At 41.9% G+C, this 23,607-nt stretch carries 19 protein-coding genes; 2 read left to right on the forward strand and 17 right to left on the reverse strand.

From position 1 onward, the window contains the following. Nucleotides 1-193: 193 nt before the first annotated feature. From MKX62_RS01325 to MKX62_RS01390, 14 genes are all read right to left on the reverse strand, one after another. Complete coding sequence (locus MKX62_RS01325; RefSeq protein WP_340740464.1) at nt 194-2,791, reverse strand: VWA domain-containing protein; 2,598 nt, start codon at nt 2,789-2,791, stop codon at nt 194-196. Continuing rightward, on the reverse strand, nt 2,775-4,535 hold the full coding sequence (locus MKX62_RS01330; protein WP_340740465.1) for a vWA domain-containing protein: 1,761 nt from the start codon (nt 4,533-4,535) through the stop codon (nt 2,775-2,777). Before MKX62_RS01330 ends, MKX62_RS01325 begins: the two co-directional genes overlap by 17 nt. A 14-nt stretch (nt 4,536-4,549) precedes the next feature. Continuing rightward, a complete protein-coding gene (locus MKX62_RS01335) occupies nt 4,550-5,422 on the reverse strand; it encodes a DUF58 domain-containing protein (RefSeq protein WP_187045477.1) in 873 nt (290 codons plus the stop codon). After that, complete coding sequence (locus tag MKX62_RS01340) at nt 5,419-6,423, reverse strand: AAA family ATPase (protein WP_340740466.1); 1,005 nt, start codon at nt 6,421-6,423, stop codon at nt 5,419-5,421. Before MKX62_RS01340 ends, MKX62_RS01335 begins: the two co-directional genes overlap by 4 nt. A gap of 21 nt (nt 6,424-6,444) precedes the next feature. Then, nucleotides 6,445-7,836, reverse strand: a complete 1,392-nt coding sequence (locus tag MKX62_RS01345; protein ID WP_340740467.1) for a hypothetical protein — start codon at nt 7,834-7,836, stop codon at nt 6,445-6,447. A 15-nt stretch (nt 7,837-7,851) separates the two neighbouring features. Continuing rightward, the gene (locus MKX62_RS01350; protein ID WP_067211648.1) at nt 7,852-8,703 is read right to left on the reverse strand and encodes an ABC transporter permease; all 852 of its coding nucleotides are present in this window, start codon (nt 8,701-8,703) and stop codon (nt 7,852-7,854) included. Between the two features lies 1 nt (nt 8,704). After that, nucleotides 8,705-9,634, reverse strand: a complete 930-nt coding sequence (locus tag MKX62_RS01355) for an ABC transporter ATP-binding protein (protein ID WP_067211650.1) — start codon at nt 9,632-9,634, stop codon at nt 8,705-8,707. Continuing rightward, nucleotides 9,631-12,039 carry a hypothetical protein gene (locus MKX62_RS01360; RefSeq protein WP_338655714.1) on the reverse strand — a complete coding sequence of 803 codons (2,409 nt, stop codon included), beginning with the start codon at nt 12,037-12,039 and terminating at the stop codon, nt 9,631-9,633. Before MKX62_RS01360 ends, MKX62_RS01355 begins: the two co-directional genes overlap by 4 nt. Before the next feature lie 97 nt (nt 12,040-12,136). Next, the gene (locus MKX62_RS01365) at nt 12,137-13,030 is read right to left on the reverse strand and encodes a LysR family transcriptional regulator (protein ID WP_067211655.1); all 894 of its coding nucleotides are present in this window, start codon (nt 13,028-13,030) and stop codon (nt 12,137-12,139) included. Further along, nucleotides 13,011-14,456, reverse strand: a complete 1,446-nt coding sequence (locus MKX62_RS01370; protein ID WP_340742525.1) for an MDR family MFS transporter — start codon at nt 14,454-14,456, stop codon at nt 13,011-13,013. Before MKX62_RS01370 ends, MKX62_RS01365 begins: the two co-directional genes overlap by 20 nt. Before the next feature lie 112 nt (nt 14,457-14,568). After that, entirely contained in the window at nt 14,569-15,009 is a 441-nt protein-coding gene (gene cbpB / locus MKX62_RS01375) for a cyclic-di-AMP-binding protein CbpB (RefSeq protein WP_187045481.1), read from the reverse strand. A gap of 107 nt (nt 15,010-15,116) precedes the next feature. After that, nucleotides 15,117-15,347: a hypothetical protein gene (locus MKX62_RS01380; RefSeq protein WP_067211663.1), complete on the reverse strand. Its 231-nt coding sequence runs from the start codon at nt 15,345-15,347 to the stop codon at nt 15,117-15,119. A 50-nt stretch (nt 15,348-15,397) separates the two neighbouring features. Next, complete coding sequence (gene fadH, locus MKX62_RS01385) at nt 15,398-16,156, reverse strand: 2,4-dienoyl-CoA reductase (protein ID WP_067211665.1); 759 nt, start codon at nt 16,154-16,156, stop codon at nt 15,398-15,400. A 667-nt stretch (nt 16,157-16,823) separates the two neighbouring features. Next, entirely contained in the window at nt 16,824-18,866 is a 2,043-nt protein-coding gene (locus MKX62_RS01390) for a GGDEF domain-containing phosphodiesterase (RefSeq protein WP_067211668.1), read from the reverse strand. Nucleotides 18,867-19,149: 283 nt separating this feature from the next. Between MKX62_RS01390 and MKX62_RS01395 the strand changes: the two genes are divergently transcribed. Then, nucleotides 19,150-19,614 carry a YkyB family protein gene (locus MKX62_RS01395; RefSeq protein WP_082786653.1) on the forward strand — a complete coding sequence of 155 codons (465 nt, stop codon included), beginning with the start codon at nt 19,150-19,152 and terminating at the stop codon, nt 19,612-19,614. A gap of 233 nt (nt 19,615-19,847) precedes the next feature. Here the strand turns inward: MKX62_RS01395 and MKX62_RS01400 are convergent, their stop codons facing one another. The 3 genes from MKX62_RS01400 to MKX62_RS01410 form a co-directional block, all read right to left on the reverse strand. Next, complete coding sequence (locus MKX62_RS01400; protein ID WP_067211674.1) at nt 19,848-20,306, reverse strand: chemotaxis protein CheW; 459 nt, start codon at nt 20,304-20,306, stop codon at nt 19,848-19,850. A gap of 185 nt (nt 20,307-20,491) precedes the next feature. Then, entirely contained in the window at nt 20,492-21,355 is an 864-nt protein-coding gene (locus MKX62_RS01405) for an NAD(P)-dependent oxidoreductase (protein WP_338655703.1), read from the reverse strand. A gap of 358 nt (nt 21,356-21,713) precedes the next feature. Then, nucleotides 21,714-21,866: an aspartyl-phosphate phosphatase Spo0E family protein gene (locus MKX62_RS01410; protein WP_082786654.1), complete on the reverse strand. Its 153-nt coding sequence runs from the start codon at nt 21,864-21,866 to the stop codon at nt 21,714-21,716. Between the two features lie 335 nt (nt 21,867-22,201). On the opposite strand from MKX62_RS01410, the gene MKX62_RS01415 reads away from it, so the two are divergent. Next, entirely contained in the window at nt 22,202-22,837 is a 636-nt protein-coding gene (locus MKX62_RS01415) for a hypothetical protein (protein ID WP_340740468.1), read from the forward strand. The last annotated feature ends 770 nt before the right edge of the window (nt 22,838-23,607 follow it).

A 23,607-nucleotide genomic window follows, 5' to 3' on the forward strand; every position in this document is an offset into this window, starting at 1 on the left:
CCAGTGTGATGGGGCTTCTTCATGTAACAATAACCGTCCTTTACGTTATAACCGCCATGCAGCTTGTTATGCTCGCCATGGATGCAGTTATGACCGCCATGAGACTTGTTATGACCGGCATGACTTAGATTATGACCGCCACCGGTAAAAATCTTTGCAGATAACAGCCTCTACAGGTTTGGAATCTTTCAAATCATCGTTTCTTCTTCGCCTTCAATAATTCAGCAATACTCTCCCCTGCTGTCGATGTCTCCTTGACAACTGGTTCGCGTACTAGACGTTTCTTCGTAAGCCCTTTGAACATACCGAAACGACGCAACGTAATATCGATAAAGAACAAAATCATCGCTACTAAGATTAGCCATTCTGCAATCCGTATCTTTTCACCACTTTTAAAGGGGTGATCACGGAATGCCTCTGTCGGTTCTTCTAACACTTTTCCGCCTGTCCGTTCGGCAATTTTAGTCATCAGTGCTGCGTTCGGTACTGCCGGTTTATATTCATCGCTATACGGTACTGAAAGGCCAGCTTCGAACAATCCACCTTTATCATCCGATACACCGAAAAATACAAGACCCGGTTTGGCATCTACAGTTACCCGTACTTTACCGGGAGCAAGTGGCTCTGAGGTGAATGGTACTTCTTGTCCTGCTTCATCCACGACGGCTATGTCGAGGAATGCCGCCTTACGAGAACTATCTGTTACCGTATAGGTGCCACCTCGTTCATGGGTGATGATGTAAGGGACTTCTTCATATGACGGCAGCAATCGTGCCACTGCAGTATTCCAAAACTCTGGGTAACCGTCCCATCTTGCTAAATCACCCGTCCACTTCCCTGTTGAGTCAGATGTGAATGCAACAGTCCTTCCGAGTCCATACATCCATTCAGCAATGACTGGGTCTTCTTTATGGCTAATCCCTGCAATCGTAGCTGTAGTTTTCGCAGTCGTTGCAATATAGGCATTCATTTGCGGAACCCCTTCTCTAAACAAAGACGACCATTCAGGAACACCGCCTAGCGTCATATAAAATGGATTATCCTCGATATATGTTCGCGTCATCATCGACGTTTCTCGGGCCAGTATTGCCGGTACTGTCGACTCATCGACGACATCGTAAAACCGTCCGCCACCATTCTCCGCAAGATCTTCTAAAAGCGACCAGTCGGCATCTGAACCGATAGCAACCGTCGACATCGTAATGTTATTTTTTCTACCTTCCGCAATCACTTCTTCGTAATCCGAAGGCATCGGTGATTGGCCATCTGTCATCAAAATAATATGTTTTCTTTGTAGCTTCAAATCCGCAAGATCATCATAGGCTTTTTGCATGCCCGGAAAAATATCCGTCCCCCCGCCTGCCGGAACGGAAAGGATTTGTTCGACTGCGTCCTTCTTATCTTCTAGCTTACCGATTGGAATGACTTCCCATACTTGATCATCAAATGCAGTAAAACCAAACGTGTCATCATCACGGAGAAGCTCTACCGATCGGGCAGCTGCTTCTCTTGCCAAGATGATTTTCGAACCGGACATACTTCCCGATCTGTCCATAACAATCATTAGCCCGAGCGAAGGAAGCGATTCTTTTCCTTTCACTTCCATCTCAACTGGAAGAAGCCGTTCAATCGGAGACTTGAAGTATCCGCCAAGCCCGAAACTTTCGTCCCCTCCGACCATCATGAAACCTGTACCAAAGTTTTTCACAGCCTGTTCAATGACCGTCATCTTATCCTCACCAACGACGTGCCCTGGCACATTATCAAAAATGATAGCACCGTAGCCTAAATAACCCGACAGCGTTTCTGGTAATTGTTCCGCATCAATAACATCTACGCTCATCACGTTTTTATCCAGCAGTGCTGGGATTGCTGATGGATTACGGCTCGTCTGAACAACGAGCACACTCGGGGAACGTTCCATCATTGTGACGGACAGCATTCGGTTGTTTTCTAAAAAGCTGTCATCCGATACAAGGAGTTTAGCTTCGTATTTCAGCAACCCGCCTCCAGTTGCCGATGTCCGAAATGAAAAAGTGTTCTTACCTGGCTCAAGTGTCACCTGCTCTTTGATGATTTCTTTATCATTTTGATAAATGAGCAGTTCACCAGTAGTTCGAGTAGATGATTCCACTTCAACTTGTAGCAACTGCTTCTCGCCTTCGTAAGCAGTCAGAGGCGTATCAAAAATCGAGATCGAAGCGTCCGCACTTCCTGGTCGTTCAAGTAAAACAGTGTCAATGATCATACGGCCTTCACTATATTTAGGCAATAATTCTTCAACCTTGCCCACTGTTTCTAAACCATCAGACAGTAATACGATCCGTGTCGCACTATCATTTTTAGCCACTGCTGCAGCAAGGTCAATCGCTTTCGCAATATCGGTTGCATCTCTTGATTCCATCTGCCCAATTATCGGAAGCTCTACGTCTGCATCTGTCAACTGTGAATCTGTTCGGAACGTCTCTGCGAATGAATACATACCCACTGACTGATACACTTGACGGCCTTTCAGACTTTCTGCAATCCATTTATCCGCTGAATTTCCGGCACTTTCAATTGAAACAGAGCGGTCTACAACAAACAATATTTGTTCTTTATCAGCTCGCAGCGTTATAAAAGGAGTTGCCAGTGCAAAGATGAGAGCAGCAATCGCAGTACATCTTAGAACAAAGAGAATGGTTCCTTTTCCAATAAGCCGCATGCCCGATGATTTCCATGTATACCCCATATAAAGCGCAATTGGAATGAACAATAAAAGCCATACAGGCTGATCAATTCGGATATCCACGTCTTCTTTGCACCTCCCATTCAATAAGTAGAAGAAGCAAAAGTGGCACGAGGAATAGCCAGCCAATCCTATTTTTCCCTTCTTCATTCCCTTTCACATTTTCAGAATGCCCTATTTGGTACGATGAACCCTGTACAAGCTCTTTTTCAGATTTCTCAAGCTGAACAGCAAACATCTTTTCTACTCCTCCGTCCAATGCTTTATAAATACCTGGACGTGTTGGCGCGATGAAACTCGAACCATCCGTAATTGTTGTGACATATTCATCATCTATCGTGTAGATTTCCAGTCCATTCTCTGTTCTACCCGAAAGAACCGCTTTGCGCTCATTCGGTACAAATAACCCTAAAGAATCCGTTTCAGAACGCAACAATTCAACTGTACTCCAAACAAATAGTGGGAAGGACGGATGAAGTGGCCAATCAGTCAGCTCAATATCTGCAAGTATGACAATGTCGCCGCGCTTCGATTTTTGGATGAACGGCTTATCGCCCACAGTCGCGATTGTCGTATACGATTTAAACGACGGATACAAGGCACTTACGTAGACGTCACTAATATTTGCAACCGTAAACAATGGATCTGAGGTGTTTTGTACAGCGCCTGCAACTGGTTCAGTGGATTTATCGTTCCTTCCGACAATTATCACCGGCTTCGTTCCTTTTTTCAGGAATGAAACATCATTTGTCACGATAATGGACTCTTCCTGCGCAGCAAGCATTTCAGTCGTGGAACCGGTCGTAACGGTTAATCCGACAGCTTCAAATGCTCTCTTGACCAACTCATGCAAGTGCCCGTCGACAACAGCCTCCCCCGTCTCATTACCTAACAATATGTAGGCCGTATTATCGACTTCATAATCGTCCTCTACAACGATTTCGGCACGTAATAATTTACTTTCGGGTAATTCCTTGAACGATAAAAGTACTTCTTCCTCGCCTTCAATAGAAAAAGTTTCAGCTATCAATAAGTTACCGGTTAGTAGATCTTTAATATGTACGGCTCCGATTTGAGTATCATCTGAATCATTGGTAATTCTTATAATAGCTTCCGTTCCTTCAGGTGTCTTGACCGCTCCGAATTTATCGATGGAGACATTGATTTTAGGATTTTCATCCCCATGAATCGTCCACGCGATGGCACTTTCTCCTTCAGAAAAAGTTGCTTGATCTAGCGAATCCGTATAAATATGAATAGCAGCACCTGTTGTAGTGATTGACTTTGCAAACTCAATGGCCCGTTCCATATATTCATGTTCATATGTAACGGTTAATTTATCGATAGCGGTCATGATTGCTTCGCCGTCTGTTTCCTCCCGTATGACGACAATGGGCTCTTTCCCAGTCGTCATAATTGTGATTGGTTCTCCCGGACGACTCGCGACTAGTTCCTTCATTGCTTCCTGATTTTGCGCAAATAGTGAAGTTCCTTCATTGCTAGCTAGCATAGTCGCAGACGTGTCCACAATAAGAATAGTATGACCACCGACCGCCTCTTCTTTAGTAAGATAAGGCCCTAGTAAAATAAATACTATTAGCAGAAGTGCCGCCATTTGCAGATAAAACAAGGCATTCCGCTGCAAGTTTTTCAAGTAAGGAGACACCCTTGTTTCCCGCATCGATTGTTCCCAGAACAATGTCGATGATATCGTTGTCGTTTCGTAGCGTTTTCGGAAAAAGTAATAGAGAAGGACGGCCAAAGGAAAAACCACCGTCCAACCATTCACTAACTTATCAAATCCCACTTAGCCGCCTCCATCTATCGCACCCATCCTGCATGGCGCATTTTTTTAGTTACGGTTTCCATGACCCCTTCAGCAACTTCTGCACGAATAAGTTGAATACCGAATTTGCGGGCAAGCGCTATCATTTGTGCTTCATGTACCGATTTCTTTTCCAGGTAATCTTGAACCGTACGCCTCGTCATAGTCACTTCGATGCCGTCACCACTCTCGATGTCGACAAATCGAATATCCCCCTCGTAATTTGGAGCTTCTTCCACTTTCGAATGAATCGTTACAACACGTACGTCACCGCAAATTCCTGGCAGACGGCGGAAAAGATGTTCCCACTTTTCGACCTCTTCAAGTCCATCTGTCAGGATGAACAACACCGTTACTGCTTTTGGAATAGACGCAAGTGCTCGGTCCGTGAAATTTTCTGTTGATCCCGGATCCTCAATCGCTGAAATGAATTTCGTCACTGAAGCACGATGCGCAGCGCCTTTCTTTCTAAAAAAGGTATCCTGCTCATCAGTCCACGTGGAAAACGATAGTGTATCTCCACTTTTAAGCGCTAATTGCCCGAGCGCAATTGCCAGCTGACGGGCATAATTCCACTTTCCATCTGCCCCCATTGACTTCGTCGGATCGAGTAAAATATGGATACGCATCTCTTGTTCATCAAGAAACTGCTTAATGTAAGGCTTGTCCGTTCGTGCATAGACATTCCAGTCGATATGGCGCAAATCATCACCGGGATGGTATTCCCTGAAATCAGAGAAATCAAGGGAAGAACCGGTCTTCCTTGAACGATGCGTCCCTTTATGATGTCCTAGACGGCCCGACCGAGAAACAATTGACAATGCACCAAGCCTTTTCGCTAACCCATTAGGAAACAGTTCACCGTTCATTGCACCGATGCTCCTTGACGTACTTCTTCAAGCAATTTAACGATCAGTCCGTCAACGTCAACGCCCTCTGCTTCCCCTTCATAATTGATGAGAATACGATGACGTAACGCAGGTTTAGCAACTGTTTTAATATCCGCAATGGATACATGATAACGACCTGACACAAGCGCACGCGCTTTGGCGAGTCTAATAATTGACTGAAGTCCCCTTGGTCCGCTTCCGTACTGAACATATTTTGCCCAGTCATCGGTTGAACCGTTGTTGTTGTTGTTGTTGTGGGTTGCTGAAACCAAATCGACCGCGTAATTAATCATTTCATCCGCAATAACAACTTCTTTGACCATTTCTTGCGCCATTACGATTTCTTCCGCATCCATTACTTTTTGAATTTCGATAAGTCGCGGTCCCGTTGTACGCAGAATAATTTCCTTCAGTTCTGATTTCGCTGGATACGGTAAAATTATTTTACAAAGAAAACGGTCCATCTGTGCTTCCGGCAATGGATAAGTTCCTTCCATCTCAATCGGATTCTGCGTTGCAAGAACGAAAAACGGACGTGCCATTTGTCTCGTCTCTCCAAGTACCGTCACCGTTTTTTCGCCCATCGCTTCAAGCAAGGCACTTTGTGTTTTCGGAGTAGCTCGGTTAATTTCATCCGCCAATACCATCTGGCTAAAAATCGGACCTTCTTTAAAAGCGAAGCGCTGCATTCCTTCTTCATTTCGTTCCAAAATGCTTGTCCCCGTTATATCGGCCGGCATTAAATCAGGCGTAAATTGAATCCGTGAAAATGACAAATCGAGCACTTCTGAAATCGTTCTAATTAGCATTGTCTTCCCAAGTCCGGGCAACCCTTCCAATAGTGCGTGCCCATCTGCCAAAATCGAATAGATAGAAAACTCGACCGCTTCCTGTTGTCCGACGATGAATTTACCGATTTCCTCTTTAACTAATCCTAGTTTCCCACTCATTTCTTCAAACTGCTCTGGTGTAAATGGCATACGTACACTCCCATTCTGTCATCATTCGATTGAGGAAAAGTAATCAGAGAGGATGTGCTGCAAATCTGGTGGCAGCTTCATCTTATCCGTACTCTTCAGGTAAGAATCTTTATAATCTCCAACAACTTCTTTATAAGGTCGAATTGTTCCTTTTTCAACTGGACCTTCTGTTTCTCGTTCCTCGATGAAACTCCCTTCACCAAGTTCCCCTCCAACAACGGACGAATCCCCTTTTTCCCCTACACGGTCATTCGGGATTGAAAGAAGACTCCTTCCTCCCGAACCTTTGCCAGCACCGGTTCCTCCTTGGCCTTGTCCTTGGCCTTGACCTTGACCTTGACCTTGGCCTTGACCTTGACCTTGACCTTGACCTTGACCTTGACCTTGACCTTGACCTTGACCTTGACCTTGACCTTGACCTTGACCTTGACCTTCGCCTTCCCCTTCGCCTTCACTTTCACTTTCGCCTTCCCCTTGGCCTTCACCTTCTGATGTCCCAGTTTTAGTATCACCCTCTGTTGCTGAAGAGCTACTCCCTGAGCTTGCAAGGGCGGGTAATGCAGGTGCTTTACCGATTTCATTCAACGCACTATGTGCTTCACCTGCATTTTGCGCAAGTTTATCCGTAAGTTCCATAAGCTCACTAAGTTCTTTTTCTTCCGCCTCGCTTAACGATTTGGTTGGATCACCAGATGTCTTAGCTAACTCTTTTTTGTCTGCTAGACGCTGTTCTTTTAATCGTAATTCCTTCTGTTTCTTAACAAGTTCTTTCAACGCTTCTTCCGACGTTTCCGCTTCCAAAAGCTTTTCAGCGAGTTCCTGCAATTCCTTTTTCACTTCGGGTAATTCTTCTTTTTTAATCAATTCCTGCACATCTTTTTGCATCTCTTCAATAATCTTTTTTTCCTGTTCAATCGCTCCCGCTTCTAACTGCGCTTCAGAGGGAAACGTGATTAATAGGGCAAGACAAGCAGATATAATAATGAATCCACCTAGCATCTTTGGATTTACATACCGTTTCTCCCTTTTTTTAAATTGCTCAAAAGCAACCGCCACTTTCGACTCGGCTGCAATGATAATAGCAGGAGCAAGATGAGTTTCATTGACCTTGATATCCATCGCTGTTATAAGAAGATTATCTGGCATAAATTCATCAAGCTGCCTTACCGCTTCAGCGTTGTTATATCTTTTGTAGATAATGAAAACGATTGTCGCAATGAGTAGCAATACTGCACCGATAAGCGCGATACGTCCATAATAAGGAAGGACAAATAGTCGAGAAGCGACAACTAAAAGGACCGCGAAAAGGGCGGCAGCAAACATTCCAGTCTGCACCGTATAGATGGCTTTTTCAAAACGTAGCCGGTACAGAGTAGCCAGCACATATTTCTTTAATACTGATTTCTTTTCCATTCGCCCACCTCCCTATTATTTTGAACGTTTCATATTAACACGCAATTTCTTTACTGAAATAAATAGTGAAATAACCGTTAGTGACAAATAGAAAATAAGATAGCCTATCCAAATCGGAAATTTCACTTGCGTCATTTCCGAAATGCTATCCCCCATTCCTGTCGAAAGGAATGATGCGAAGAGGATTGCAGGATTAATTGACGCCAGAATATGCCCAAGCATTGAAGTTGGCGGCGTACCTGTTCCCATGTGATTGAACTCTATCATTTGCATAACAATCAAGAATATGAACCCAGTGACGACCGATAGAAACAGCATTGTTCCATACGTTGCAATCATCGAAACAATCGTCCGGCGAATAAGCGTGGAGAACATAACACCTACACTGCCGATTGCAAGAAGCGTTACAAATAAGAAAAAGAACACTTTAACAAAGTCCAATGGAGAGATACCGCCGAATAGGAATACTAAACTATAGACCGGTAATCCCGCCACAATGAGCAGCAACAGGAATGCGATTGATGACGACAACTTTCCTGAAATAATTTGAAATGAACTTTGTGATGTCGTCAATAAAATTGACAGCGTTTGTTTTTCCCTTTCCGAACTAATTGCTCCAGCCGTCAAACCCGGAGTGATGAATAACACAAGTCCTAGTTGGATAAATGCTAACAACCCAAACAAGATGAAACTTTCACTAGGTCTGAAATAAGACGTCCCTGACATCGTCATTGTCGCAAAGATGAAACCAAAAACAAAAATACACATTGCTATCAAGTAGAATAGGATACCAACGAAACTTTTTGGTGAGCGGAACCTTAGTTTCAATTCTTTAAAGAGAACCGGATTATTGAAATTCATCTTCATATTAATCGGCTCCTTTCGTAATTTCCATGAACACATCCTCCAGATTGGTCACATGCTCCATGAATGAAAGGATTGGAACATTATTCGTGATCGCTTGCTTCAACAATTGGACCTGGTCTTCTTCCGTCCCTTTATATGAAAATCTGACGCCATCATTAGCATCCAACTGTTCGATATTTGACACGTACGGATCTTCTTCGAAAAATGCGATTGTGCTATCGAGCGATCCAGCCAAACGGACTGTAATAACTCTTTCTCCGCGCAGCTTATCTTGAATTTCGGCAACAGAGCCGTGTGCGATGAGACGACCATTATCAATTACCCCAATTTCATCACACATTTCCGCCAGTTCAGGCAAAATATGTGATGAAATTAAAATCGTCTTGCCCATCTTTTTCAATGTTTTTAGAATGTCTCTCATCTCAACACGTGCACGCGGATCCAGTCCAGATGCAGGTTCGTCAAGAATAAGCACTTTAGGATCATGGATAAGACTGCGCGCCAAGCAAAGCCGCTGCTTCATCCCCCGCGACAAAAGATCTACGTACGCATGACGCTTATGTGACAGGTTGACGAGTTCCAACAATTGCGGAATAAGCTTTTGCCGCTCCGCTTCAGGAATGCCATAGCTCGCACCGTAAAAGTCCAGGTACTCGTCCGCCTTTAGCTGATCGTAGACACCAAAAAAGTCAGGCATATAGCCAATCATTTTACGAACTGCCTCCGGATTCTTCCGGATATTCACTCCGTCGATGAAAACGTCCCCCGCAGTCGGTTGTAATAAGGTCGCAAGAATGAGGAATGTCGTCGATTTCCCAGCGCCGTTCGCACCAACAAACCCAAAAACTGTTCCTTCACTCAACGTCAAATTCAAATTATCAAGCGCTTTGAATTGGCCGTACTTCTTTGTAAGTCCTTTTATCTCTATCATTGCGACACCTCCCCATTCAGCTTCAGCATAGGAGCACGGCCTTGATTACCATTCTTTTCATCATGAAAAATGATTCGGACAACAACTTTTCCATCAGGCGTTATATAGTCGTTTACATTTTCCGTCTTCACCAATTTCCCAGACTCTGACTGCTCGTATTGACCCGATCGCACATTTAATATGCTGACATCATATAGTTTTTTTTGTATTTTCGATAGTTCCAGCGATGTCCATTTCATGTTCTTTCCGATTAACCCTGCTGGTAATTGCCATGTTTGATTGTACACGGCCTCATTAAAGTAATATTCATCCGTACCATATCCCTGTGAATCAGGCTGAAACTGTCCATCCTCTGACAGCATCGACATCTCCATCATCTCTGGTTCAACTGTAAACACATCAGTCAACGTCACGTCTACCATTGCTGTTTGAACGAGCATCGTCAATGCTGACACTGAAGGTTTTACTTTAAGAAGTTCAATAGGAACAATCTGTGTATCTGTATAACCAATTACGGCTGGACTCGAAGTCTTGTTCATATAATCACCGGCAAATGAGAGAACGCTATCTTTCCTCATCTTCGTTAAATCATCCATATTGACTGGTGCAGGATTCATATACGAATTGAACATCGATTTTCTCGGAAGCAACGTAGAGGTTTTTAGCGTTTCATCCACTTGGGCAGTTTCCCCCGGTCCAAGATCACCGATTGGAATCAGTTTTGTTCCCGACCAAATCGATACATCCTTCAATGCAAACGGAAATCCATTTGTCACTGAACCCGTCAATTTTTTATCCGTTACATTTAATTGGATTTCGTAATTCCCTTGCTTTTCGATCCTGGTTTCTCCGTACACTGTCCCTACATTCCAATAGCCAATATTTCGAAGATGCATTGTCGTACCTGCTGCGTCCTTTTCAACAATTGCTTGTTTATGGATAGTCGCTTGAGAAGACCTGAAAGGATCATTATTTGGCAACGAAGCACCAAGCGTTGTTTCAACAGGTGCAGTAAATGTAAAATTCCCAGCTTTATTGGTTAGGATTGACTCCACATAATACCCTGTCAAACTACCATCCTGTTCAACATTTAATATTGCGGAATGTTGAATTTGTGCTCTTCCAATTCGATCTTTCGCTCCGTATGCAAATATGGCAATGGACGCCAGTATCGCAATGGATGGAATAATCCACCACGCATATTCTCGTTTGTCTTTCCGTTTAAGGATAAAGTAAAGCACTGGTATAATAAGAATAATATAAAATATAATTATTCCAAAAATTAATGGCGTAGATACTTTGAATGAAGGAAACAATTCATTGGTGCTAGCTACCGTATGGACAATTGCATTATTCGGACTGTCATAAGGATTCTGTCCCCATTGATTTGAATGTCCCGTCGCATCGAATAATGTCCCCCAGAACGCCGGCATTCCAACCATTTTAGCAATTGGGTCATCGCCGACTGAAAAAGCCGTTTGGACGATTTGCCCCCTGCCCAACTTGGAATAGGCAACGAGGACATTTCCTTCATCTTCAAGTAGAGACGATGCACCCGGATTTAATGCTGTTAAATAGGAAGGGATTGTGCCTTCAAATCCTTTTGTTCCCGCCCACTTATTCAAAACTTCAGGATTCGCTTTAGAACTTGCTTTCAACGTCAAAGGCAAATGATCTGAAAAGACACCCGTCTCCGCTTTCACGTTATCAGAACCTCCGATTACTAAGATGCCTCCTGAACGAACCCATCCTATCAACGCATTCTGTTTCTTTTCAGATAAATCGGCAAGCGGATACTCATCGATGATGATAAAATCAGCCGCTCCCCATCCTGCCGCTTCTTCCGGGAAATTTGGTTCACCCATTTTCGACGCACTAATGATTTGGCTAGTAGAAGCATTCAAAATTCGGCTAGTTTTCAAAGCGCCAAGACGATCCGGATTATCCGTAAACGTTACGATGAATTTCGAATCATCGTAAAACATGGTCGTCGTTAATGTTTGTGCTCCTTTATGTACAACTTCTTTCCCTTTTTCCCATCCGCCCTCGTATAGGTAAATTGTTTTCGTGTTCGACATTCCCCCATACATATTGTTCATATCAGTCATACTCGGGATGACAAGCGAAATCGTTTTGGTCTCCCCTGCACCGATATCAACAGGGATAGCTTCCCCACTTCCTGTCGTAAAGTAACTCGGAACGTCGATTACAAGATCCCCGCTAAATGCAGTTCCACTGTTCTCAATCACAATTACTACTGGAGCACCTTTTCCTTCCTTTGCTTTACCGTCGATGCCTGCCGAAACACTCACTTTCAGATTTGGAGCTGCAAGAGCATTGACAGCTGGAATGAAGACAATCATTCCAACAAACAAAACCAACACTACCCCGAACTTTTTCCACATACTAATTTCCTCCTGTCATGCTGAATAGAAATCTATCAGTAGACTAATTGTTCTCATCTATTAGTACGAACGAGACAACCTAAAGTTCCTTTATTTCTCAATAATTGTAATCTTTTTGTAATCTTTCAGCATGACTTTGGACAATTTGTGTAAATGCATCCACTTGTTTTAGTGCAAACGAAGATTCATAGCCGATTAACCATGTATCTCGGGTCAACTCAAATTCTTCTTCATTGTTCAAAAGCGGCATTTTATTGACATCTTCATCACCGGTCAACGTAATTGACGGTAATATCGCATAACCAATCCCATTTAACGCCAGTTGCTTACAAGTCTCAATCTGATCGACTGTAATTTGACGCCCCGGATTTTGGTCGAAATGACGCTGCCACCAACGCTGAATTTCCATATGGTAATTCGAGTCACTCTTGAATTGAATAAATGGACGAGTCGTATCTTTCAATTCTTCGATTGACGTAATTTCACGGTCTACTAAATAGAGATGGTCTCGGAATAAATACGTTTTTTTACTCTTCCAATCTACCTGGCCCCGAACAATTCCAACATGAGCTTCTCCTTCATATAGTGCTTTGACAATTTCTGAACTCCATCCCGTTATCAGCGATATTTTGGCATCTGGATACATTTCAACATACTCTTTCAATACTTGAGGCAACCACGTCTGCCCTACGATGGATGCACATGCAATTTTCAATGTGCCGTGCACTTTGTCCGCCATCGATGCAATCATTTCAAACGTTTCTTCACGTTTTATAATCGCTTCACGTGCATAGCCGATGATCAATTCTCCCGCTGGCGTCGGCTCAAGACCTTTCTGCGAGCGGATGAACAATAACGTTCCCCATTCCTTTTCAATTGATTGTAGCCGCTGAGAAAGTGCCGGTTGCGATAAAAAAAGTCGCTCTGCAGCTTTTCGCATATTCCCTTCTTCTGCTAATGCTTTAATGATTTCAAGTTCTGTCGTTGTCATTCAAATACCCCTTTCCACGTGGAATTTTTAATATAAAGAGCAAGCTGATAACAGCAAAAATGGCTACAGTAATATACACCCATTGCAGCGAGCCAGCGAGCGCATTTTGTAACAGCTGTACTTTTGTTGCAGGTATCGTTTTTCTCATTTCATCCGTCAGAAGTAAATTGACATCATCTAAACTATAATTCAAATCATCCTTTTTGAACCGGGCCATTAACATGCCATTTAAAATCGCGCCAAATAATGCCGCCCCTACCGTATTCCCGAAATTCCGCATGAACATATTGGCAGCCGTCGCTGATCCTCGCTTCTCTCTTGGAACCGCCCCTTGGATTGTGACGGTGAACGATGTACTTGTCAGTCCCATGCCAACGCCCACAAAAAAGCTTGCAATCGCAGCCCACCAAGGTCCTGACCCAGCGTCCATCATGACAAATAAGGTTGTTCCAAATATGAGTGATAACCCACCTGCAAAAGATACATGAAACGTACCGTAGCGGATTAACAAATGACCTGCAACAGAGGATGCAATCGGCCATCCGATAGACATTGCTGTCAGGGTGAATCCAGCAATTATCGCCGGCTGTTCCATAACACCTGTAACGAATGTCGGCAAATAAGAGGAAACTCCAATCAATATGACCCCTGTCGTTAACGAAACAAGATTCGCATACAATATAACGGGGGTTTTCCACAATGCAAATGGCATTACTGGATCTATTGCTTGTCGTTCGACCCTAACAAATAACGCTAACGACCCGAGTCCTACAATAACGAGGGTGATACTGTAAAACGACAAGCGACCGAATGCCTGACCACCTTCAACAAGCCAGTATAAAATAGTGGATAACGATAACGTAAGTAGGAAGGCACCTTTATAATCAATCGAAACCTTTTTCTCCCGCTTTGGTTCATGTAGAAACAGATAGATACCGACCATTGCAAGTATTCCAAGCGGCACATTCACCCAGAAAACAAACTTCCAATTCATATAGTGAACAATCAGCCCACCAATAACGGGACCTGATACAGCTGAAATTCCCCATACACTAGATAAATACCCTTGGACTTTCGCCCGTTCTTCCGTCGTATATATATCGCCTACAATCGTAGTAGCAATTGGCATTACGGCACCCGCACCGAGGCCTTGAAGTAACCTAAATACAATTAACTGCTCCATCGAAACTGCAAAACCACATAATATAGACCCAATAAGAAATATCGTCAATCCAATAAACAAAATTGGTTTTCGGCCAAATAAGTCCGCCAATTTCCCATAAATGAGTACAGTAACTGTACTCATCAGTAAATAAGAAGAAAAAATCCAACTATATCTTGAAAAACCACCAAGGTCCGAAGCAATTGAGGGCATTGCTGTAGTCACAATCGTCGCTTCCACCGCACCAACAAACATTGCCAACATGACAGAAATGAGCACAAGTGGGCGATTCGTAATTTTATTATTTTTCACAGTCTAGATTCTCCTTTAAACAGAAAAGGGCCCCATTTAGGAGCCCACAATTTAACCAAAACAATTATTCAACCGAGTAAATATATCTTTTAAATTGTTTCATTATTACTCTTCGTGTTAATATGCCTGCAAATGTGCCGTCTTCTTCCGTCACACAAAGAAATGTATGGTCAATTAATAAATCGAGCCCTTTTTGGAATCGATCCGTCGTTTTTATGGATGGCAAATCAGTTTGCATAATTTCATCAACTTTTAAATCGTCAAGACGTTCATATTCAATACGTTCAAGTCCCAAAATAGAATCAGTAATCATCCCCATACTGAGCAACCCTTTTAAACGATATTTCGCATCAAGGACCGGTATAGCTGAATAACCTGTTTTTGTTAGTACAAGGAGGGCGTGCTCTGCATTATTTCCAACCTGAACATGCGCAACTTTTTCAGACGAAATGATAAAATCCGCTATCGGTGTGAAAAGAAAATCCCTATTGTTTATAGAAATCATGTAAATCTACTCCTTCTGTAGCTATGCTTTTCACCTTAAAACTACATATCTATCATATCATAAGAAGGACTTTCTATCCTTGAAAATGAAAAAGAAAACCCCTTCTGTTAAGAAGAGGCAGCGTAATAAAAAATGACAATTCCAATGAAAAATACAGCTACAAGGACAATCCAAATAATCGGATTCAATGTAAATGGGTGCTCTTCAATCGGACCCGAAATCTGATCATCCTGTCCATCAACAACAACGGTCACCTTGTTCCATTTCTTTACGGCGATAAAGCTGATTATACAAATGACCAAAACAACGATAATAAATGGAACTGTCCATACATCCAAACTTATCTCTCCTTTTGAGAGTAGGATGTGCAAAACGACAACATTTATCCTTAAAACGGGGATTTGTTAAGCCATTGTCCACCGTCGAGCGTCACAATTTCTCCATTCATGTAGGACGCCTTATCTGACATAATGAATGCCGCTAGTTCTGCAATCTCTTCCGGCTTCCCAAGACGACCCAAAGGAATCGATTCAAGTGTGCGCTTAGCTGCTTCATTAGACTCCCATAACTTTTCTGCGCCGCCTGTACGTTCAATCGGACCTGGCGCAATACCATTCACACGGATTCCATATTGACTTCCCCATTCAACTGCTAAAGTTCGAGTTAACGACATAACACCTGCTTTAGCTGCCGCGGAATGAATGACACCCGCGCCTGCATCCCATGCATACGTTGCAAGCATATTCAATATCGATCCTTTTTGACCTTTCTCAATCCAGTACTTTCCAACTGCGCTGGAGCAATAAAATGTGCCATTTAGTACAATATCGATAACAGACTTCCAGCCGTTTGGTGATAAATCTTCTGCTTTAACGATGAAATTTCCAGCCGCATTATTTACTAATCCATCAATTCGGCCAAACTTTTCATCCGTGAAAGCGACTAACGCTGCAACTGATTCAACATTCCTCACATCCATCTGGAATGGATGTGCATGATCCCCAATTTCTTCTTGAGCCACATTTAACCTATCTATATCTCTACCCGTAATTACGACTTGTGCACCTTCATCGGCAAATTTCTTCGCCATGTATTTCCCCATCCCATTCGATCCACCTGTTACAATTATGACTTTTCCCTCAAACACAACAATTCCCCCTCTTATAATGAATGAATATTCACTCATAATTGTAACATGTTATCAAGTTCGTTACGAGAACAAAAGTAACCTCACAACGAAAAACGGACACCGAACTTTTTCAGTTGTCCGTTTATACGATTATTTAATAACACATGTTTTAATTAACCAAAGTAAACCCAAATATGACTACTTACTATTCATTAGACGTTCTATGTACAGATACCATCGGATCGCTTTGGACTGAACAAATACTATACAATTATCGGGATTTCTTGCTGTGTAAAGTCTTTGCTAAAATAAGTATAGAAGGCTTTATTAAAGGAGATATTCCTTTACTTTTCCAAAGTGTATAGTCGGCACTAAACAAATGGATTGTTCTTCTAACACCGCTTTGTCGCTAGACTTGTCCGTTATAGGCGAGGCGCACCACCTAGTTAATCCCAAATAAGCAGTGCCGAATATATAGTTGCATTTTCCACTTGAACACTGTAGGTACGCGGCGGATAGATCGTCGTAACAGGATGACCAAGGAGGAATGAATAGCAATTCCTCCTCAAAGAATGTGGTGTGATCATTTCGTCCAAAGCGAGCCGGAAATGTACATGTGTGTAAACTTGTATGCATTTCCTACAGGCGCTTCATATAATAAAATGGTTAATCAAGAGACTTGACTTCATAAATACTTTTCTACAATTTCCTCTACAGGAACTGCCTTACTGTACAAAAAGCCTTGCGCCTTCTGGCATTTAGCTTCAAGTAGAATCATAGCTTGTAAATCCTTCTCTACACCTTCAGCAATTACTTCCATCCCAAGACTGTGGGCTAGATTAATAATTGTCTTCGCTATTGCTTTGTTTTTCACATCAAATTCAATATCTTTTATAAATGAACGATCGATTTTAATGATATCGATTGGATATTGCTTCAAATAACTAAGTGATGAATAACCCGTTCCAAAATCATCGACGGAGATGAAAATCCCGATTTTCTTTAGTTCATTTAATGTTGCTAAAGTTTCATCTATTATCGTCAATGCTCCCTCCGTAATTTCCACTTCAAGGGAAGACGGTAAGATGTCGTAGTAAGAAATCTTCTCTTTCAATTTATCGACAAAGTTTTCCATTCTAAATTGCTTTGGCGATATATTCACAGCTATCCTAACAGCTTTGAACTGCTTATCCTGCCACTCTTTCAACTGTTTACATACTTGGTTTAATACCCAATCACCAATTCCATGTATAAGCCCTGAATCTTCAGCAATGGGGATGAATTGCGCCGGTGATACAAACCCAAATTTTCCATTATTCCATCTAAGAAGCGCTTCGAAACTACTAATATGCCCGGTTTTCAAATCGACTTGCGGTTGATAGTGAATCGTCAATTCATTTAACTCAATCGCCCTGCGTAAATGCGATTCCATCAGTGCTTCATCCGGGAAGGTAGAATTCATCGCTTCTTGATAGAAACGATAATGCGAGCGGCCACGATCTTTCACAAAGGTTAGCGCTTGTTCCGACTTCCTTAGTAGATTCTCAAGTGTTTTTCCATCTTCAGGATAAACAGCAATTCCGATGGATGCAGAAATGAAATACTCCTGATGATTATGATAAAATGGTTTTCCAAAATCATTCAATAACTGTTGTGCAAACTTCTCTGTCTTCAGCACAGAATGATTTTGCAATGAGACGATAAATTCATCGCTGCCATTACGATACAACCTGGCGGATGCAGGACAGATTATTTTTAATCGTTCCGCAACCATTTTTAATATTTCGTCCGCACCATTATGGCCAAGTGATTCATTTATTAATTTGAATCGATCAAGTCCTAAATGAACGAAAGACAGTCTTGTTTCTCTTTGCAAGGCGTTTAGAGAATCCTCCGTAAAGTGTTCTTTCATCGCCTGACGATTCCACAAACCCGTCAAATGATCATGATAAGACAGGAATAGAAGTTTTTCATTATTTTTCTGATGAATAGATGTATCCCGTACAATTAGTTGAACTTCTTCTACCTCTCCATCAATCAAGACGGGAATTGCCTTCAAATACGCGGGTAATAAATATCCTTTTTTATGAAAAATAGTTGAATCTTCCATCTCAATGGATTCCCCTGCAAGTGCCCGGGACAAGAAGAGCTTAAATGCTTTTATGTTATCCTCCCCGGAAAGATTCAAAATTGAACGGCCAGAGAGTTCTTTGAATCGATAGCCGAAACCTAAATGAACGGCTCGATTCGCGTAAATAATTTTAAAGTTTTGATCGATGGTTATGATTGGGTCAAGATTATGTTCAATGACGGAATTATATTTATGTTGTAACTCCGACTGCGACTTCCTTACAGTTACGGTATCTAGCCGTTCACGCAATTCAATGATGATAATTTCTCGTTCAAACTCTTCGGTATGACGTTGAAAATCCAATTCGAATAATACGCCTGCCCCACCTCGTATCGATTGGATTTCAGTTGTAAAATCAGATTGATTTTGTAATTTCCGCATCCTGCGCTTAATGGGAATCCATAAATCACCAAAAAAACAAGCAGCCGATTGTTCGATTTCAGTCGAAAAGTATTTTGTCGCCAATGAGTTAGCGTAAAGCACATCAAATTTACCTTGCTCATTTTTCTCAACAAATATGGTCATCTTAAAGGAGTGGTTCAAAATATATGATTCTACAATTTTTTCTAAACGGTCTTTAATCTTAACGTTTCTCATGTGTGCCTCCGTTTGTTATGCATTTATCCAAACTTTTATCGATTAATCCAGGTAAATATGAATCAATCGCCCGAGTACTTTATAGTTAATCATAAATAGATTGTACTTATATCGAAAAAGTATGTATCGAATAAATAAATATAATTATTATATCAGCATAATGCATCTTCGGAAGAATCAGTGTTTTCACTACCTTTTAGATCTGAAGTTGTACAATTCTTTCATTCTTGGTATTATATGAAATATATGTAACCATTCAATCTGCCAATGAAGGAGGCCAATTTTGAAAAACAAGCATTCCATCCGTCAATTGGCAATTGCCATCTACACGGTAAATCGACATGCCAAAACAGCTCCTGACAATAGACAACTTTACGCCTTAAAAAAGATGGCGATAGACAAGTTGCTTAGTTCGGGCATTGCCGAAAAAATCGGATTGCATTTTGTCGACAATCCAAAATTCAGCAAGCAACACTCCACGGTCCTCGTCCGATGTGACGAATTCCTCTTTCATACAATCCCAGAAAAAGAAGACTTTAATACTCTTCCACACCTCGGACAACAAGATCCAGCTTCTCGCAACCCTCAAGAACGGATGAGCTTGAAAACTGCGCGCGAGCTTCTCTCTAAATATGTGGGGCCCACCCACCCGATAATACCCGAGAAGAAAAAAACACTACCAAAAAAGTCTATTCATAGCATTCAGGATTCACAAAACTTCCGTTCATCTTATTTGGATGGTAAATAGAAAAGCGCAAGCGCCTTGGTAGACCCGACAAGCGCTGGAGGGCCTTAAGATAAAGGCGCACTTTGCCTTTAACTTAAGGACTGAAGCGACTCGAGGGGCTAGGCGCTGGAGTCTAGACAATAAGAAAGTCGCTCGAGTACCGCTGCTCTTGGTGAAAAACTTATACTTTCTTATTTTTAAAAAACGGGCTATTCCTGCTGGCTACCAGCGGGAATAGCCCGTTTTTTCTTCTATTACTTAATTTGCTCCGCGATTACTTTTTCAAAATCAACGAGAAGGATCATTCCGTTATCACGCTTGATAACTCCCGAAACAGGTACTTTATTTCCCGTATACATATCGGAAGCAGGTTCAATATCCGTAAAATTGATACGCTGGATTTGGGTAACAGCCGTCACATCTAAGACCACTGTTGTCCCGTCGAATTCAGCGACGATATATTTGGATTCATCACTATTATTATTAGTTGCATTTCCTGTTACTTTCTTCAAATCGATGACAGGAAGCACTTCTCCTCGTAATTGTATGATTCCCTCAATATACGGGTGTGAATGCGGTAATACAGTAACCGGAACGGGTTGAATAATTTCACGTACATGCTGAATGCCAAGTCCAAAATTACTATTTCCTACTTGAAACTCTACAAATTCAAAGACTTCATATGTTACTACATCCGATTTGATTGTATTCACCTACTCAGCTCCTAGATGTTAATAATAGTATATAGATATCCCATTGAATCCACTTCGGCTACCCTTCGTAAGGTGCCTTCGCTCGGTTTACTTAGTATTCACCTGGTCAACATATATAGCACTTAATTAATTTAATTGAACACTTACTTCTATTTTCGGCTTATTTCTATAATTATTTAGCTTTATTAATAACTTTTATATAGGACTTGTGTCCCTTGGTCGCTAAATCCTTTTTCAACAAGTTTCTTATACATTTCACTTGCAAGTTGCAGACCTGGAAGTGATAGATTCATCGCTTCAGCTTCTGCCAGCGCGATGTTTATATCTTTCATGAAATGCTTAACATAAAATCCAGGTTCAAAATCCCCGTCTAACATTCGCGGTGCCAAATTCGACAATGACCATGAGCCTGCCGCACCTGTCGATATAGACTTCAGCACAGTTTCAGGATCCAACCCTGCTTTTTCAGCATAGACCAGCGCTTCGCAAACCCCAATCATATTCGTCGCGATGGCAATTTGATTGCACATTTTTGCATGCTGCCCGGAGCCTGCCAGACCCTGATAAACAATTTGTTTTCCAAAAACCGCTAAAACCGGTGTAATGGCATTGAATACTTCTTCTTCCCCGCCACACATAATTGACAACGTCCCATTCTTCGCGCCAATGTCTCCCCCAGAAACGGGTGCGTCAATTGTCGCCATCTGCAACTTAGCACCAGCATTCGCAATACGTATCGCCAGTGCTGGGCTAGAAGTCGTCATATCAATGAGAATCTGACCTGCCTTACCAGTTGAGAAAATACCACCCTCTCCAAAGTAAACTTCTTCGACATCCCCCGGATAACCTAGCATCGTGAAAACTAATTCCGCATCCTTCACCGCTGCAGCAACTGTATCCATCCAAACAGCACCTGCATCTATTAGAGACCTTGCCTTTTCTTTTGTGCGTGTATATATGGCTACTTCATAATTACTGTCTAAAAGATGGTTAACGACGCTTACACCCATAACACCTGTCCCAAGAAATGCGATCTTTTTGACTTCCATTTCAATTCCCCCTTTATCAAATGCACATCGGCGTACTTAAATTGCCTTCATCCGGCAGGGCTTAGCCCCAGCTGAATGAGGTTGAAAATCGTATTATCTTTTATCCTACCAAAGTATTTGTATTTTTCCATCATTCATTTCTATTTTTGATCAAAAAAAGGAGGACGGAACCCTGTGATAGGGATCCGCCCTCAAAAGGGGGAAATGAGAATGTTGCTGTGTTCTATCTTAATTTCCCCTCTTTTCTTGATTATTAAACATTGTTCGCAAAATATTTTCCCTTGTTTTTTTGAGCAATTCTATAAGTGGCTTCCTTCTTCAAAGATAGTAATAGGAGCAATACCCTATTACTTCGTTATCAGCCTTTTTTTAGCCCTGCGTATTGATCCATGAGATTATCAAGCCTTCTGCTGAATTCTATCGTTTCAGCAGCAGTCAGTCCTTTTTCAGTCGCTGCTTTCATCATCTCTTCGCGTAATAATTCAATTTCTTCTTCTAAAGTCCACTCCAAGATAATCCCTCCATGGATTAACACATAGCTAACTTTTATTATACAGGAATACTCTCATAATAAGTGGTTTAACTTACGACATATTCCGACAACTTCAAATGCTCAGCAATAGAAAAGACTTTACGTTATACTAATTTTAAGGCACACTATAAAAGATTCAATAAACTAAGTTCTATATCTGTTGTAATAAAGAATCCCATTGAATTGGCTACGGCAACAGGCTATCGCTTGTAAGGCGCCTTCACTCAGTTTATATAGGTTTCATTTATTCAACTTATATATAATGAAACATTACGGCGTCTCAGACGTCAAATTTAACCAAGGAGGGGTTTACGATGAAAAGCAGATGGAGTCTTTTATACGCAGCAATCGCGACCACTTTATTACTTACCGCTTGTGGTACAAGTACCGACAAGGAACCAGAAAGTACAAATGGATCAGCGGATGTGGTTGAAAACGTAGACAAAGAACCAGTCACTGAAGGCAAGGAACCGGATACAGAAGTTGATGAGGTTGATGAGGTTCAAGAGGACATAATGAAAAATGCAGACCTGAAGGAAAGCGATGAACAAAGTTACGCTATTTCTGTACTGCCTGACTTTTCATTATCAAGCGAAGAACCCGGTAAGGACAGCCTAATTTCAGCAGACAATGAAGCAGTGTTTATGCGCATCGAGACGGTAGCTAAGGAAGACGGCACATATGACTACTTAGCCGAAAACATGATTGCTGTACTTGAAGCATCAGGGGATGGTAGCGCGCCAATTGAAGTACTAGATGAGAAGTCAATCCCTACAGCTGAAGGCATTGAAAATGCAAAAGTTCTGGCCATAAAAGCTGAAACTGCATCTATTACGGGAATTATTTTCGAACGTGACAATATGGTGGTTAAACTTACAATCTACGATTCTCCAAAAGAAGAATATTTCGAGCAATTCCTTCGTATGGCTGAAACAATAGTTCCTAAATAATGGACGACTATCAAGAGTCAAATGGATAACTATCCATTTGACTCTTTTTAATTGCAACAAAAGCGTTCGAGTCTCAGCGGGAAATATCACCTTTCAAAAGCAATGCATATATATGTTGAACAAATGAATACGTCGTATGCGCTTACAAGGGCTTTTGGGAAGTCACTGAAAAAGTCTCGATACTTGGAATGATACAGAGCTGCTACCAATACCGCTTCGACGCTTTGTGGATGGTCTATTTGAGAAAGCGCATTTCATTATTAGGGATGAAATCTGCAACCTGGATTGCGGATTTCTTGTCTATAATTATATATGTTGAATCCGGTATATATACTGAGCGAAGGCGCCTTAACAGGGGTAGCCAACCGAACAACGAAGAGTTCGGTTTGTATAATTTCTGCGTTCTTTGCAGAAATTATACAGTTAATGTCAAGAGGTTATTCCAGATAGGTTAAAGAATACCTCATCTGGCTTATGGCGGGAGGCATCCCCTAGTGCCATAGCGGTTCAATGGAATTCTTTATTTCAATTTATATAGGTTCAACTAGTAATCACCTTACAATCTCTCCATATACATCCAAAATCACTTTTCTCTTGATAATGAATAACCTAGCGCAGGCGCGGCAAAGGGGTCGCCGAAGCCGTAAGACTGGACGCGAAGCGCTAATCTAGGCTAACGATGAGAGGAATCCCCAAAGCGCCAAGCGATCTACAATCCACAACCCGAATAACAGCTCTTGCATTATTGAGGTCCACAGTACATTCAATGG

The organism is Sporosarcina sp. FSL K6-5500 (assembly GCF_038005665.1).
Taxonomy (GTDB): domain Bacteria; phylum Bacillota; class Bacilli; order Bacillales_A; family Planococcaceae; genus Sporosarcina; species Sporosarcina psychrophila.